Annotated in this window: 12 protein-coding genes; 4 read left to right on the top strand and 8 right to left on the bottom strand. The window is 53.2% G+C overall.

Annotated features, from left to right (window positions below; genetic code table 11):
• Both RW092_RS16980 and RW092_RS16975 read right to left on the bottom strand, forming a co-directional pair.
• The coding region (locus tag RW092_RS16980) for an AAA family ATPase (protein ID WP_410055546.1) at positions 1-195 on the bottom strand (195 nt) is incomplete at its 3' end.
• A gap of 132 nt (positions 196-327) precedes the next feature.
• A complete protein-coding gene (locus RW092_RS16975) occupies positions 328-1,701 on the bottom strand; it encodes a polysaccharide deacetylase family protein (protein ID WP_316010767.1) in 1,374 nt (457 codons plus the stop codon).
• Between the two features lie 175 nt (positions 1,702-1,876).
• Between RW092_RS16975 and RW092_RS16970 the strand changes: the two genes are divergently transcribed.
• Positions 1,877-2,608, top strand: a complete 732-nt coding sequence (locus RW092_RS16970) for a stalk domain-containing protein (RefSeq protein ID WP_016313513.1) — start codon at positions 1,877-1,879, stop codon at positions 2,606-2,608.
• Between the two features lie 77 nt (positions 2,609-2,685).
• On the opposite strand, the gene bcp is transcribed toward RW092_RS16970, so the two are convergent.
• Positions 2,686-3,171 (bottom strand): thioredoxin-dependent thiol peroxidase, encoded by a 486-nt coding sequence (bcp, locus tag RW092_RS16965; protein WP_316010766.1) that lies wholly within the window; start codon positions 3,169-3,171, stop codon positions 2,686-2,688.
• A 130-nt stretch (positions 3,172-3,301) separates the two neighbouring features.
• On the opposite strand from bcp, the gene RW092_RS16960 reads away from it, so the two are divergent.
• The 3 genes from RW092_RS16960 (at position 3,302) to RW092_RS16950 (ending at position 7,441) form a co-directional block, all read left to right on the top strand.
• Positions 3,302-4,387, top strand: coding sequence for an LCP family protein (locus RW092_RS16960; RefSeq protein WP_316010765.1), 1,086 nt, complete (start codon positions 3,302-3,304; stop codon positions 4,385-4,387).
• Positions 4,388-5,021: 634 nt separating this feature from the next.
• Positions 5,022-6,332 (top strand): glutamate-1-semialdehyde 2,1-aminomutase, encoded by a 1,311-nt coding sequence (locus tag RW092_RS16955; protein WP_316010764.1) that lies wholly within the window; start codon positions 5,022-5,024, stop codon positions 6,330-6,332.
• Positions 6,333-6,469: 137 nt separating this feature from the next.
• On the top strand, positions 6,470-7,441 hold the full coding sequence (locus tag RW092_RS16950) for a bile acid:sodium symporter family protein (RefSeq protein ID WP_316010763.1): 972 nt from the start codon (positions 6,470-6,472) through the stop codon (positions 7,439-7,441).
• A gap of 701 nt (positions 7,442-8,142) precedes the next feature.
• Here RW092_RS16950 and RW092_RS16945 read toward each other — a convergent pair.
• From RW092_RS16945 to RW092_RS16925, 5 genes are all read right to left on the bottom strand, one after another.
• On the bottom strand, positions 8,143-9,600 hold the full coding sequence (locus RW092_RS16945) for an ABC transporter substrate-binding protein (RefSeq protein ID WP_260071332.1): 1,458 nt from the start codon (positions 9,598-9,600) through the stop codon (positions 8,143-8,145).
• Between the two features lie 132 nt (positions 9,601-9,732).
• The gene (locus tag RW092_RS16940) at positions 9,733-10,599 is read right to left on the bottom strand and encodes a carbohydrate ABC transporter permease (protein ID WP_009226949.1); all 867 of its coding nucleotides are present in this window, start codon (positions 10,597-10,599) and stop codon (positions 9,733-9,735) included.
• 1 nt (position 10,600) lies between these two features.
• Positions 10,601-11,545, bottom strand: a complete 945-nt coding sequence (locus tag RW092_RS16935; protein WP_016313522.1) for a carbohydrate ABC transporter permease — start codon at positions 11,543-11,545, stop codon at positions 10,601-10,603.
• 104 nt (positions 11,546-11,649) lie between these two features.
• Positions 11,650-12,975 carry a response regulator gene (locus RW092_RS16930; RefSeq protein WP_316010762.1) on the bottom strand — a complete coding sequence of 442 codons (1,326 nt, stop codon included), beginning with the start codon at positions 12,973-12,975 and terminating at the stop codon, positions 11,650-11,652.
• 20 nt (positions 12,976-12,995) lie between these two features.
• Positions 12,996-14,774 (bottom strand): sensor histidine kinase, encoded by a 1,779-nt coding sequence (locus RW092_RS16925; RefSeq protein ID WP_410055547.1) that lies wholly within the window; start codon positions 14,772-14,774, stop codon positions 12,996-12,998.
• Between the last annotated feature and the right edge of the window lie 286 nt (positions 14,775-15,060).

The following is a 15,060-nucleotide window of genomic DNA, read 5'->3' as shown; positions in this document are numbered from 1 at the left end:
CGTCCCGCCGATGCAGGCAGCTAACGTACGGACCAGCATCGTTTTGCCCACTCCGGGTACATCCTCCAGCAAAATATGACCGCCGCTCAGCATCGCCACGACCGCGAGCTCGATCTCCGCTTTTTTCCCAACGATCACCCGATCCACCTTGTGGACAAGCCGCTCCAGCAGCGTCTGCGCTTGATCGTGATTCATCCTGACTTCCCCTCCATTTCTATAAACCATGCCCGTAATCTATCAACCAGTATCTCCAGAACCTAGCGGAAATAGACATGGAAGAAAGGAAGAGAAAGTTAAGCGTCTGTGCACAAGAATCTATCAAAAAAACTAGATTGCCGAGACCCGTCGCTCCCCGGCAGTTGAAACAACTCCGACAATCGGATGACCTAATGCCTCCAGGAGCGGACGCAGCGGAATCCATAAGGCTTGGGCTTTACGGTCAAAGGTCACCTCCCATTCAGCATACGTCCCGTCTGGGCGAACCGCAGTCAGCACCCCGCGCCGCGTATCCGCCACAATAGAGGCATCCCCCCAGTTGATAAAGGCACTTTGCGTAGCCTCGCTCCAATACACTTCTGCTCCTAACCGCTCCATCATTAAACGGACAGGTGCCACATACTGACCGTCACGCAGCTCGTATTCCCCGGGCTCAAGGCGCGTTTGCAACCCGCCAGCCTCCACGGTAAGCGGCAGCTCCGGTTCGAACAAAGCCGCATTCGGAACGACGTTGGACGCGATCCATTCGGCGGAAGGCGCGGGACGGTTCTTTTTCTTACTTATGGAAGGGTCCAGTGAAAATTGTACAGGCTGTTGCTCCGCAGATAAGGTGCCAAACTCGTAACCTAGTTTTTTATAGTAATGAATAATTTCCGGCAGCGCCTTAACCGTCTGTTCATGACCTCCTCCGTCATGCATCAACACAATGATTTGATCCTGCAGCTTCGTGTTCTTGACGTTGGCTATAATCTCACTGGCCGGAACACCTCTACGCTTGGAATCCCCGCTGTCTACATTCCAGTCAAACACTTTATACCCGCCCTGCTCCATCAGGTTGAAATACGTCTTGTCAAAATGACCGTATGTACCGCCCGGCGCGCGTACCAGCGGTGTACGTGTTCCCGTAATCTCCCGCAGCACCTCTTCCGTCGCCTTGACCTGCTTCCAGAAATGGCCGAAGCTGTCGTACAGTGCGTCATAATCATGGTTATACGTATGATTCCCTAGGACATGGCCGCCGTCTACGATGCGCCGGATCATCTCCGGGTAGCGCTTGGCTTGCTGCCCCAATACGAAGAAGGTCGCGGGCACCTCCTCTTCCCGCAATATCTCCAGCACTTGATTTGTATGCGGGCTTGGCCCGTCGTCAAACGTTAAATAAACCGTCTTGCCTTGCTTGTCTTGGTTGTTCGCTTGCGGCGTTTCAGACTTCTTCGCCTGAGATGCCGCTAGAGCCGCCGATGTGCCAGCCGAGCCAACGGCCGACGTATGGACAGGTTGCACCTTCTCAGCGGCAGGTGCAGCGAGATTTACTGTATGCGTCGCGGACTCCCCCGCGGCTTGTTCTTTCATGGCCAGGGCTTTGACTTCAGGCATGCCCTTGTGCTGGAAGCCAAGCGGCGTGCAGATTGCCGCAATCAGTACTACCGTAAGCAGTAGCAAACGTACCAGCATTTGTCCGGATAACTTTTTTGGTTGTTTCATCGACTTTCTACCTCCGCACTAGGATCAATTTCTTTTCTATGAATCCTTTAGCTTTCTGGTAGATTGTATGAAGGTAGAGATGAAGATAGACGTCATTCGAGAAAATATTGCCGAACCCCCGCCGGCGCCGATATAATATGTTGCAAAACTATCCAAAGGAAGGTGTAATTGCAACATGAAGAATTCAAAATCTAAATTCATTGCCGGCTTCGTTGCAGGCTCCCTTCTATTCGGAGCAACAGGAGTTTATGCCGGCAGCAGCGGAAAACTGATCGAAGTGTTTTACAACGTCAAAGGGATCACCGTCAACAAAACAGCTCAAAAGTTGAGTGAGGATAACAAACCGTTCCTCTATAACGGGACGACATACGTACCTCTTCGGTTTGTTGCTGAAGCGCTGAAGCTCCCGGTGAAATGGGACGCCTCCACGCAAACCGTATACATAGGCGAGACAGAGGGGAAAACGGATATTTATCCAGAACGCGATATCCAGCATTCGAATGCGCAGACCGCATACTGGAGCAGATATGAGTACGCATACAATGCGAATGAGCCGATCGAAGACAACTTGGGGAACTCGTATACCAGCTTCCTGCGCTTTGAGTTCCCTAGAAATGATAACGGCTCAGACGGTCGCTGGGTCCATATTCAATTTCCGCTTAACGGACAAGCCAAGAAGGTGGTCGGCAAAGTGGGGTTGACCGGAAAATATAGAGATTCTGGGGCTTCGGTTACGCTGCGGATTCTGGTCGATGATCGTGAAGCTTACTCAGAAACTTTCAAACCGGGAGACTTCCCTAAGGATTTAGCGCTTGACGTCGCTCATGCAGCGAAAGTCGAGTTCCGTGCAACAGCCGATCAGGAGAACATCGAACTGGGCCTTTTTGATCTGCATTTTGAAAAATAAGTAAAGTTAAACGCCTCATCCCGCTTTAAACGTTAGGATGAGGCGTTTTGATCAACTCTCTGGCGAAGACACCTATTTTATTGGCCGGCTTCTCGCAGTGCCTCCAACACTTGTTCCGCGTGCCCTTTGACTCGAACCCCGCGCCATTCACGGAGCAGCTTCCCCTCCTCGTCGATGAGGAACGTCGAACGGACGATGCCTTCGTATTCGCGGCCGTACATTTTTTTCAGCTGCCATACGCCAAACATTCGGCACACCTCATGAGACTCGTCCGATAAGAGCGGGAAATTCAGCCCTTGCTTCCCGGCGAACCTGGCGTGAGAATTCACCGAATCCCCGCTGATGCCCAGCACCACCGCCCCATATTCACCGTACACCTCAGCAAGATCACGAAAATCGCAAGCCTCCTGAGTACAAGCCGGGGTAGCATCTTTGGGATAAAAATAAAGAACGACCTTCCGGCCGCGAAATTGCGATAACGAGATTTCCTCCCCGCTGTCTGCGGGCAGTCGAAAATCCGGAACAGGCTGACCGATTTGCACTTGTTGCGTTTGTTCCGACATGCTTCTTCCTCCTCTGGCCTCTCCAACCCTGAAATTGATTGTATTTACAAAAGAAATTATAATGGAAAGACATGTAGTATATCTATAATAGAAACCGAATTTATCGCATGCCTTGAAAGGAACGAACCCAATGACGAAACGCACAAAACGGGCGATTCTCTGGTCTGTGATCGGAGTAGTTGTCGCTCTCGCCGGCTTTGCAGCCTACTATTTTACGGCCCTCTATAACCAAGTCGACAATTTTCAAAAAGAAGGGGAGCAGTCCCCTTTCTATAACGTGCAGCCAACCGAAACGAAAGTGCCGGAACCGCCCAAATGGGAAGGCAAGGATCGCGTAAACATCCTGCTGATGGGCGTCGATGCGCGCGGTTTGAAGAAAGGGGAAATTCCTCGTTCGGACACCATGCTGGTCGCTTCCCTGGACCCTGTGAGCAAGAAGGCCTACCTCTTCTCGATTTTGCGCGACACGTACACCCAAATTCCAGAGCACGGTTCGGATCGGATCAACACGGCGATTACGCACGGACCGAATACAGCGATGCAGGCGGTCTCCGACCTGCTTGGCATCCCGATACAATATTATGTGTATACCGACTTTCAAGGATTCATTGAATTGGTGGATGCCGTCGGCGGGGTTGATTTTTATGTGGAAAAGGATATGCACTACACCAGCAAAGCAGATAATCATGAATACGACATCGATCTGAAAAAAGGACAGCAGCACTTAGATGGCAAAACGGCGCTGCAATACGTCCGCTTCCGGCACGACGCTCTGTCTGACTACACCCGGACCGAGCGGCAGCGCAATTTCCTGAAGGCGGTGGCGGATAAGCTGAAGTCGACGACTTCCATTATGAAGCTGCCTTCGATTCTGGAGAAAATCAATCCTTACATCGACACGAACTTGTCGGTTCAGGATATGTGGAAGCTGGCTACTGTCGGGTATGACGCAGAAATGGTCGCCAGCGAGCAGATTCCGCCGATGGAACTGCTGGTGGAGAAAACCGTTGGCGGCTCGTCCGTCCTTGGCGTTCGCAACGAAGACGACTTAAAGCAATACGTGCAGGACGTATTTAATAAAGCGGAGGAAAGCGGGACGGACAGTGGCAACGATGCTGACGGTGCCGAGAATAACAGTGACAGCAGTGGCAGCTCAGGCCGTACTGGGGCAAACGCCGGCAGCAGCGGCGGAAACTTGGAGGCGTCCGGCCCTTGAGGCTGAGAGCCTTTTGGGGCGGAGGGCCCTAAGCCTGAGGTTAGCGAAGTCCTTGCCTGCTTAGGCGGCGGGCGGGAGTCCGTGAGATCGGAGGGCGTCTCTCGAGGCAGGCTCGGCCCTGTGGCCAGGCCTTAATCGAGAGGCGGCCTCCTCTCTTTTGGCACGAGTATCTGCCATTGGGGCCGCAAGTAACTGTATTTAGTTGCACCACTCCTGTCCTTTGGGGGCACTAGTAACTGCCTTGGATGGTACTACTGCTGTCTTTTGGTGGCGACAGTAACTGCCTTTGCTGGCCCCCCCACTCTTACTGCCTAGTTCGGCATTACGAACTGCCTTTTTTTGATCGCTGCCTACCGTGAATCCGCGCTATTGGGCCTGTCAGCTGTAAAAGTGCTTTTCATATTGCCCAAAATCGCTCTTTTTCAGCATTCAAATGTAAAAATGCAGTTCATTTCTGCTGAAAGGTCGCTTTTGAGGGCATATCGTGATGTCTGAGATGTACTTTTGCAGTTGATCGCGCGTAAGAGTCGGTTTTTCGGACAAATCAAATGTACTTTTGCAGTTAAATCGTAAGCTGGCTGGCACAATAACGAGCTCATTCCAGTAATTCAATTCAGAAAGGAAGTTTATCAAGATGAATCGATCACAATCCGAACGATTGTATGAAGAAGCGTTGCAACATATTGTAGGCGGCGTCAACAGCCCCTCCCGTTCCTTTAAGGCGGTTGGCGGCGGGGCGCCTGTTTTTATGAAAAAAGCGGAGGGCGCGTATTTCTGGGACGTGGACGGCAACCGCTACGTCGATTATTTGGCGGCTTACGGGCCGATCATTACCGGACATGCCCACCCGCATGTGACGATGGCCATTCAAGAAGCTGCCGCGAATGGCACATTGTACGGGACTCCAACCGAGCTCGAGATCCGCTTGGCTCGCATGCTGAAAGAAGCGATTCCTTCGATGGACAAGGTGCGCTTCGTGAACTCCGGTACGGAAGCGGTCATGACGACGATCCGCGTCGCGCGCGCGTATACGAAGCGCAACAAAATCATCAAATTTGCCGGGTGCTACCACGGCCATTCTGATCTCGTGCTCGTGGCCGCCGGGTCCGGCCCGTCCACGCTGGGCATCCCGGACAGCGCCGGCATCCCGACCAGCATCGCGCACGAGGTGATCACCGTGCCGTTTAACGATGCTTCGGCGCTGAAAGATGCGCTCGACAAGTGGGGCGACGACGTCGCCGCCGTCATGGTCGAGCCGATCGTCGGGAACTTCGGCATGGTGATGCCGAAGCCCGGATTCTTGGAAGATCTCTGCCGGCTTGCACGGCAGTACGGCGCCCTCGTCATTTACGACGAGGTTATTACGGCCTTCCGCTTCCATTACGGCTCGGCGCAAACCTACGCCGGCCTCTCCAACCACGAAGCGATCCGGCCGGACCTCACCGCCCTCGGCAAAATCATCGGCGGCGGGCTGCCGATCGGCGCGTACGGCGGCAGCAAAGAGATCATGGAGCAGGTAGCACCGTTGGGTCCGGCCTATCAGGCCGGAACGATGGCGGGCAACCCTGCTTCCATCTCCGCCGGCATCGCCTGCCTTGAGGTGTTGCAAGGCGCCGGGGTCTACGAAGAGATGGACCGCCTCGCCGTGAAGCTGACCGACGGGCTGGCTGACTCGGCCCGCCGCCATGGGGTGCCGCTGACCATCAACCGGATCCGCGGCTCGTTCTCAACGCATTTCTGTGACCATCCGGTCACGAACTATGCGGAGGCGCAAGACACCGACGGCGAAGCGTTCGCTGCCTTCTTCCGCGCCATGCTAAACCGCGGGGTCAACCTCGCCCCGTCGAAGTTCGAAGCTTGGTTCCTGACAACGGCGCACATGGAAGCCGACATCGACTTTACGCTGGAAGCCGCCGAAGCGGCGTTTAAGGAAATCGCTCGCTAACCAATCCAGTCTGCCTGGTTCGTTTGTGAACCGGCAGACTTTTTTTGTTGGGAAGAGATCGTGTTTTCGTCCCATTTACGATTCCCTGCGGACGTTCTATACTACAAGAAGCCTATCAACCAAAGGATGTCGTGCCCATGCTGCAAACGCTGAACCGACAACTGAACAAAATGATGCCCCTCATTACGCCTACCAGCATATTGATTGGCGTCCTTTGCGGGAGTAACCTGGCTCCTTATACGTATCTGTCTCCATGGCTGTTTGCCTTCATGACCTTTGCCGGGAGCATTAGTCTCAGCTTCAAAGATTTCCTGAACGTGCTCAAAAAACCGCTCCCCCTGGTACTCTGCCTGTTCATCCTCCACCTGGCGATGCCGCTGGCGGCGATGGGAATGGGGCATTTGGCGTTCCCCGGGGATTTTTATACGATAACCGGCTTTATTCTCGCCGCAGCAATTCCAACCGGAGTCAGCAGCTTTGTCTGGGTCAGCATCTACAAGGGCAACATTGCCTTGACGCTGTCGATCATCCTGATCGATACACTGCTGGCTCCCTTTGTCGTTCCCGGCATTCTGGCGTTGCTGGTGGGCACCAGCGTTCGGCTTGATGCTGTGGCGATGATGACCAGCCTGTTCTGGATGATTGTTGTCCCGTCGCTGGTGGGCATGCTGCTGAACCAGTGGACCCAAGGCAAAGTGATCACCACCTGGGGGCCTTGGTTGAACCCGTTTTCGAAGCTTGCCATGGCTTCGGTCGTGGCGATTAACGGCGCGGTGGTCGCCCCTTACCTGACCGATTTCAGCCCGCGGTTGCTGGGGCTCGCCGCCATCATCGTCCTGCTCGCGGTCATCGGCTACGCGCTGGGCTTTGGCTTGTCCCGGCTGATCGGCCTGAACGAAGCCGACAAAGTCGCGCTCGTCTTCAACGGCGGCATGCGCAACATCAGCGCCGGCGCTGTGCTGGCTGTCACCTACTTCCCCGCTCCGGTGGCTGTGCCGGTCGTGCTGGGCATGGTGTTCCAGCAGGTGATGGCCTCCCTCGTCGGCCTTGTACTCGGACGGCAAGCCCGCGCGCATCAGCCAACGGACAAAACAGCAACGTCGGCATGATTTAGGGCTCGGGAGGACGCACCGCCCTCCCCTCTCCCGAACGCGTCCCCGCGCCAGCGCTGTCCTTTCTCGCGCTTCCTCTCGCGAACACGCCTCCGCGCCTCCCCCCTTCGCACCATCCTTTCCACCTCCCGTCCCTTCTAACGGAACCAGATGACCTTATTCGCTCATTTCCCGGCTATTTCCCATCCTAACGGAACCAAATGCCGCTATTTGGACAAAATCCGTGCTGAACTCCACGCCCAACCGTAAATAACGTCTCTCCGTTCCGTTAGATTTCAAACCGCGCCGAAAATCGCAAAATAACGTCTCTCTGTTCCGTTAGCGGGCCAGGACAACAAGGTCCGTGACGTTGACCCTCGAGCTAGGCCAGGACAAGGTGCCATGACCTTGACGCTCCAACTAGACCAGACAAAGGCGCTGACATAGACTCGCGCATTCGTACTGGCGTTGACACCGATGTTATTGCCAACATGAAGCTAATAGGGTTGGCGCTGTTGACTGGGCTAACAGCGAAGTTGACCTGCACCAATCGCCATCGCCCCACTAGCATCGTCGCCAGCATGACTAGCCCTAGAGTTGGCTGGCATTACCCCTAGCATAGGGGCAGCGAATACTTCAACAAGACAGCGCCTCCATACACCCCAACGCAAAAAGGCCTCCCCGGTCCAAACTGAACCAGGGAGGCCTTTTACAACCCATTATTGCGCTTGAATTTTGTCAAAGAAATTCTCTTGCACGTACTTCGCTGCGACATCCAGCTGCTGCTTGGAGTCCGTGCCCTTCTTCGAGAACGATTCCTGGACGACGTTGGACATCGTGGCGTAGTAGTCCTGCGTGCCGAATTGCGCTTCCGGCTTGCCTTCCAGCAGGCCGAAGAGCTGCGGATCGTATTTGTACACGTTGTCGTATTTTTCGTAAATGGCTTTCACTTTGCTGGCATACTCGGAATCTTCGCTGAAATACTCCAGCGGTGTCGGCACATAATACTTGCCTTCCGCTTTGCGGGCTTGAATCGTATCTTCAACGGCTTTCAAGGCATCGTCGGTGAAGTAATCAAACGTAATATAGCGGAACGCCATTTCTTGTTCGTCTTTCGTGGCATTCGGGTTAATGACGAGGTAGTTGCCGCCGAGCACCCCGTAATGCTTGCCGCCTTTCTCGGCAGCAGGCATCGGATAAGCGATCACATCCTCCGGCTTCATGCCGCCTTCATTCAGCGCCGCTTGAATGACGTCAAATGCACCGGCGATCACCATCGCCGTCCGGCCTTGTTGGAAGGAGCTGACGGCATCGCCCCAACCCAGCGCCCAGTCTTGCGGGATCGCGTTAGCTTCCCATCTCAGCTTCTTATAGAAATCCAGCGCCTTCACCCCAGCCTCGGAGTTGAAGACGGCGGTCACTTTGCCGTTTTCGGTCTTTTCAATATCGCCGCCGGCTTCAAACAGGAAGTTGGTCCAGTTCCAGCCTGCTTCGTTCCCTTTCCCCATCGGTGCGATCCCCGAAATCCCTTTCTTCGGATCGGCAACCCCTTTGGCTACGTTGTACATATCGTCCCAAGTCCAGTCGAACGGAGGAGCAGCGATGCCCTTCTCGTCCAGCAGCTTCTTGTTGACGACCGTCGAGGTAACGTAACCGTTTTGGGTGATCCCGTACACTCGGCCGTCAACGATAAATTGATTTTGCAGCACCGGGTTAATTTCGTCTTTATACTCCCAGTTGTTCCACAGATCCGTGATGTCAGCAACCCAGCCGCGTTCCACCAGGAATTGGGCTTCCGTTGCCCACGTATTGTAGAAGGTTGGGGCTTCGTTGGAGGCCATCTTTACGCCGATTTCGTTGACGCTGTATTGCCAGTCATCCTTAATGATCGTCACGTTCGGGTATTTGGCTTGGAAGCGGGCGATTTTATCGTCCTCCTGTTGGCGAAGCGTCGTTTCGTCCGGCAACGGATAGTGGATCTTGATCGTGACCTTGCGCTGCGTGATATCATCGGCTTCTCCCGAATTCGCATCCGCATTGCTTCCTCCGTTGTTCCCCGTGGCCGCCGTGTTTCCGCCGCCGTTATTTTGGGCTTCCTTGTTCCCGCCTCCGCCGCAGGCCGCGAGCAGCGAACCAAGCAACATCAGACACATCAACACTGCTGAAAACTTGCGCATTGAAACTCCCCTTTTCATAAGTTAGGTAATCTTGCATTTTTATCATAAAAGAGAAACATTTAGCATTCGATGTGTGATCTTATGACTTTCGTGTGCAGGCCTACGATTCTGTAAACGCTGCCACCCATCCGCCTATCCCTTAACTGCAGACAAGCTCACGCTTCGCATGATAAACTTCTGGAACCCCAGGAACACGAAGATCGGCGGAATCATCACCATAAACAAAATACTGAACTTAATGCTGCTATCCATGTTCCGCGCGTTAATTACATATTTGTAGATCGCGGTCGCCAGCGTATATTTGTCTTCCGTGTGCATTACCAGCGATGGCCAGAACCAGTCATTCCACGCCGTGGAGAAAATAAAGATCGCCAGCGTCGCGAAGATCGGCACGGACAGCGGCACCGCAATCCGCAAGTAACTGGTCCACTCCGAAGCTCCGTCAATCCGGGCCGCTTCGAAGATCTCCGGGTGGATGCCGTCGAAGAAATTTTTCATCAGCAGAAAATAATACGCGTTCGCTCCCGCCGGCAGCCAGAACGCCCAATAGGTGTTCAGCAGCCCCAGCTCCTTCAGGTTGACGAAGTTCGGGATCATATAACTGGAGGCCGGGATAAACAACGTCAGCAGGATAAAAAAGTAGATCGCCCGGCTATACGGCACCCGGATCCGTGAAATGCTGAACGAAGCGAGACCCAGCACCAAAATGGTCATCAGCAGGTTGCCGCCGAAGATAAGCAGAGTATTTTTCAAAAACATCGGCAAATCGATGTAATTCCAGGCTTTCGGGAAATTGTCCCAATGCCATTCCTGCGGAAAAAATCGCGGCGGAAACGAGTTGACCTCCTGGTTGCTCTTCAGCCCGTTAAACATCGTCATCGCGATCGGATACAGCATCGTAAACGTCATCACCGCGATGCACAAGACCATAAATCCGTATACCACTTTATTCAGCGGCTTCTGCAAATCGGAGGGCGACAGGATGCCTCTTTCTTTCATATCAGTACTCCTCCTTGTTCAGCTTGTATTGCAACACGCCCAGCACGCTTAGCACGATGAACATCAGAACACCCAGCGCGGTCCCGGCCCCGTAATCGAGCTGGGTAAAGGCGTATTTGACGGTCAGGAGGGCATAGGTTAACGTGGCCTTGTTTGGCCCGCCGTCCAGCAATGCTAGCTGCGATTGGTACGCCTGAGATGTGCCGATCAGCTGCAAAATCAACATCAGCACGATCAGGTTCCGCATCGACGGCAGCGTGATGTATTTGATCCGGGCCCAGACGCCGGCTCCATCGATTTCCGCCGCTTCGTACCAATCCCGCGGAATGCTCAGCACCCCAGCCAGGTAAATCAGCATCGCTGAACCAAACTGCTGCCACGTCTCCATAAAGACGATCGAAACCATCGACCACCTGCCGTCGGAAATAAAGGACACCGGATCGGCCCCAAACCATCCGAGCAAGGCGTTGATTGGTCCCACCGGATCGTACATCCAGCGCCACATCCCATACAGGACAACGCCCGGTACGACGAACGGCAGGTAAGCGGCGATCCGCGCAAATCCTTGGAACCAGCGCAGCTCGGAAATCGCGATTGACGCTGCGATCGGCACCCAGAAGCCGATAACCAAACAGAGGAGCATATAATACAAGGTGTTGCGAACCGACAACAGCACGTCTGGGTTATGAAACACCTTTACGTAATTGTCGAATCCGACAAATGTGTTGCCTTTGACGAAATCGATATTGTAGAAGCTGTAAACCATCCCTTTGATGATCGGGACCCACAAGAACACGATAAAGATGGCAATCGCCGGTACCAGAAAAAGATACCCCCACATGTACTGCTTCCAGTTCGATCCCCGCCGCGGCTTCTGCGAAGCGGAGGTGGATGCTTTAACCGTGTTCTGCTGCATGTTCCCCGGTGAAATCACGGGTTCCCCCATCGTTCTCCCTCTTTTCTACGTAGTGTCTTTTTTCATTGTAGAAAAGCAGCCGTATGTCGAACATGTCTAAAACTATGTGAACTATGGTCGTTCTTACTTCATCGTTATTTCTTCAGCTCGGTAGGACTGACGCCAAAGTATTTCTTAAATATCTTGCTAAAATGCTCCGGCGACTCATATCCCACACGTTCGGCGATCTCGTAACGGCGCAGATCCGTGTTCAGAATCAGCGCTTTGCTCTCTTCCATCCGCAGCTTAATCACGTATTCCCAGAGGTTGTAGCCGGTATTTTTCTTGAACAAGTAGCTCAAGTAATTGGGGCTGACGTGATTGTTGCGGGCCACCTCGTGGATAGTCAGTCCCTTCTGCCGGTAATTCTCCTCGATATACTTCTTGGCGCTCTCCACAATCTGGTTATTCTGCTTGGTCAGCTCTTCTGTGGAAGGGTCCTGGGAATAGTTGTGCCAGTTAAAATCGCCATAATAAAACACATGATGATCCCCGTGCTCGCCTCCCCACAGCATCGCTTTGTCCGCCTGCCGGCTGAGCAGGCTTAGAAAACCCGTGCCTTTGAGAATCTGGCTGATGCCCACCGTGCACCGCAAGCCAAGGTATTTATGGATGTGATGGTGCAGACTTCGGCCAAGCATTTCGAGCTGGTTGATTTTATTGAGATTGGGCTCGGCATACTCCGTTTCATTCCACTGCAAGATGAGGGCGATCTCCAGACTCTGGGTATAAAAAGATGCCGCGCGCCACTCCTGATGCAGCAGCTCGTTCACGATATTCAGCGCCGCGTAGCGGAACAGGCAGGCATCCCGATCCTGGTCCACGGATAGCTGCTTGTCAGCGGGGATGGCCAGCTTGATTTTGATCACGGAAAAATACGGTCCTGTCAGCCCCAACCTCTCAGCTTCCGCAACCCGCTGTTCGTCATCCCCTTCAGCGAGGTCACTAATCAGGCGGTTCAGCCGTTCGCCGTATTCCGGAAGCGGCTCCTCCATGCGAAAATGCTCCGTACCTCGGGCCAAAATCTCCTCGCCCTGCGGCAGCGGTTTATCCATTTTCAACAGCGCGTTGCGCACCGAGTCCAGGAACTGCTCGCTGTTCAGCGGCTTGATCAAATAGTCCTTGGCACCCAGCCGGATCGCCATCTGGGCGTATTGGAACGTTTCATGTGCAGAGATGATGATCGCCTGCACCCAAGGCTTGATCAGCTTCGCCTGCTGCATCAACTCGATCCCGTTCATTTCTCCCATCTGGATGTCGGTGACGAGCAGATCCACTTCCTCCATTCTTACGTAATCCAGTGCTTCGTGCCCGTTATACGCGGTGTAGATCTGACCGATATCCAGTCCTGAAGCGGTTAGAAGTCCGGATAAGCCTTTGCAGATCAACGGTTCGTCGTCGACAACCAATACGTTGTACATCATAGTTCCCCCTGTTCGTTTTATTCGTTCCGATTCACCGTGAGCGGCAGGGTAATGGTGACAAGCGTTCCGCCTTCAGGGCGGCCTATATAGTTCAAGCCGTACTCCGGCCCAAAATGCAGCCGAAGCCGCTGATGAATATTGCGGATGCCGTAACCAAACGACGGACTTGGCGTTTCATCGTTCAGCAGCTTGTCGATCGCATCGAAATCGACCGGCTTATACCCATTGTCCGCGATCCGAATGTAGACCCGGCCCAGCGCTTCGTCCGCCTCGGCACAAATCTGGATTTCGCCGTCCTCTCCCATATGTTTAACACCGTGAATGATAGCGTTCTCAATCAGCGGCTGCAGCGTGATTTTGGGAATGATTGTGGAATGAAGCTCCAAGGGAATGTCCCACGTCACGCGGAACCCGTACTCGTAACGATGCTCCTGCAGCTTGATGTAAGCCGAAGCATGCTCCAGCTCTTCCTCCAGCGTAATCAGCTCCCGGCCGCGGCTTAGGCTGATTTTCATCAGCTTGGACAGCTCCTTGATCATTTCCGCGGAGGCGGTGTTCCCTTCCATCGCGCTTTTCCAATAAATACTCTCCAGCGTGTTGTACAGCAAATGCGGGTTAATCTGCTGATACAAAATTTGCAACTGGGCTTCCTTCTGCTTGATGTCCATCTGATATTTATAATGAATCAGTCCATTCAGCCGGCGCGCCATCTCGTAGATCGTGGAAATCAACACGCTAACCTCGTCGTTGCGATCCCGGTGCGGCGTCTCCGGCACCACATTGCCCGGCTCGTAACGGCGGACGAAATAAACCAATTTTTGAATCGGGGTCATCAGCGACCGCCAGAAATATAAGATTAACACCAGTCCCACCGCAAAATAAGCAATGGAAATAAGCTGAATAATTCGTTTGATTTCGTTTTGCTGTTGCAGCATGGCCTTGATGGGCACTTTGTACACCAGCTTTTCCTGCAGAACGTAATTATAATTAATCACATAAATGAAATCCTCAGTAATGACATCCTTTACCCCAATCAGCGAATCGCCTAGATCCGCTTCCGGCGGCAAATCCAATATGGAACCCGTTGGCGTGGACGAAAGGTTCGGTGTGGAGGTCAGGATCCGGTTGTTCCAATCGGTAAAATACAGCTCTCCCTCTGGAATTGAGACGGTTTGCAGCGATTCGCCGATGCGCCCGTCTACATTGGACACGACCAGCACGCCAATCGTCCCGTTTTTGTAAATGCTGTTGATCGCCCGGATATAAGCGAGCGTTTTTTGATTTTGCAGGCCTTGGCCAGAGGGAGACAGGTGCTCAATGATACGCAGATAACCGTTCCCTTTTTGCGCAACAGCTTCATCAAACCATTCCGGCTTCTCGTTCTCAAGAAAAAAATAGACGCCCGCTTTCCGCGCATCCGGATAGTACGGAGCAAAGAAATATGCGTTGTCCGGATCGTAAACGTACAGCGAATAATACACCGGCTCGCGCTGATCGGTTTCCTGTGAATAATTGAGCAGCAGGTTCTCCAGCCTTTCGTAATGTTTGACCCGATCCAGAACGGTTTCCGAGCTTTCACCGCTAGGGTTCAGTTGCTGAAGCAACGGATGCTGGAAGACGGTTGACGTCACTTTGTTAATCGCCTCGATATCCCGGGTGATAAGCCGGAAATTCTGCTTGTTCAGCTCGATATAGGCGTTGGTGACATTTCGCTTCAACACTTGATCCGCTTTATAGTTACCGTAGGCGTTCAGAATAAATAACGGAATGACCATCACAATGAAGAGGAGGATCATCTGCTGTTTCACATTTAAATTAGCTAGCGGGTTCCTAAGTTTTAGCTTCACTGGTGTTGCACCTCCGGCAATTTAACTATAGCAATTCTAAAAACCGGCAAGTATGCGCGTTTCTACGAAGATCGTGGCGGTTCCTCCTGTTCTCGCGGATGGCGGGCCTCTGCCTAATTCTTAGTGTAGGGGATTTTGAGTTTCTTGCCAGTTAAAAAAAACAAAAAGTCCCTCGGAAATTTCCGAGGGACTTACTTCAGTGGCGGGCCAAGCGATCAAACGTGCCCATTACACC

Origin of the sequence: Paenibacillus sp. 3LSP (assembly GCF_032465655.1) — a bacterium.
Classification (GTDB): Bacteria; Bacillota; Bacilli; order Paenibacillales; family Paenibacillaceae; genus Fontibacillus; species Fontibacillus barengoltzii.
Note: the sequence above shows the minus strand (reverse complement) of the source record. Positions and strands in the feature narration are given on the sequence as shown.

Bases quoted from the DNA above. Each gene is read 5' to 3' on its own strand.
- RW092_RS16975 (WP_316010767.1), bottom strand. From the start codon at position 1,701: ATGAAACAACCAAAAAAGTTATCCGGACAAATGCTGGTACGTTTGCTA.
- RW092_RS16970 (WP_016313513.1), top strand. From the start codon at position 1,877: ATGAAGAATTCAAAATCTAAATTCATTGCCGGCTTCGTTGCAGGCTCC.
- bcp (WP_316010766.1), bottom strand. From the start codon at position 3,171: ATGTCGGAACAAACGCAACAAGTGCAAATCGGTCAGCCTGTTCCGGAT.
- RW092_RS16960 (WP_316010765.1), top strand. From the start codon at position 3,302: ATGACGAAACGCACAAAACGGGCGATTCTCTGGTCTGTGATCGGAGTA.
- RW092_RS16955 (WP_316010764.1), top strand. From the start codon at position 5,022: ATGAATCGATCACAATCCGAACGATTGTATGAAGAAGCGTTGCAACAT.
- RW092_RS16950 (WP_316010763.1), top strand. From the start codon at position 6,470: ATGCTGCAAACGCTGAACCGACAACTGAACAAAATGATGCCCCTCATT.
- RW092_RS16945 (WP_260071332.1), bottom strand. From the start codon at position 9,600: ATGCGCAAGTTTTCAGCAGTGTTGATGTGTCTGATGTTGCTTGGTTCG.
- RW092_RS16940 (WP_009226949.1), bottom strand. From the start codon at position 10,599: ATGAAAGAAAGAGGCATCCTGTCGCCCTCCGATTTGCAGAAGCCGCTG.
- RW092_RS16935 (WP_016313522.1), bottom strand. From the start codon at position 11,545: ATGGGGGAACCCGTGATTTCACCGGGGAACATGCAGCAGAACACGGTT.
- RW092_RS16930 (WP_316010762.1), bottom strand. From the start codon at position 12,975: ATGTACAACGTATTGGTTGTCGACGACGAACCGTTGATCTGCAAAGGC.
- RW092_RS16925 (WP_410055547.1), bottom strand. From the start codon at position 14,774: ATGATCCTCCTCTTCATTGTGATGGTCATTCCGTTATTTATTCTGAAC.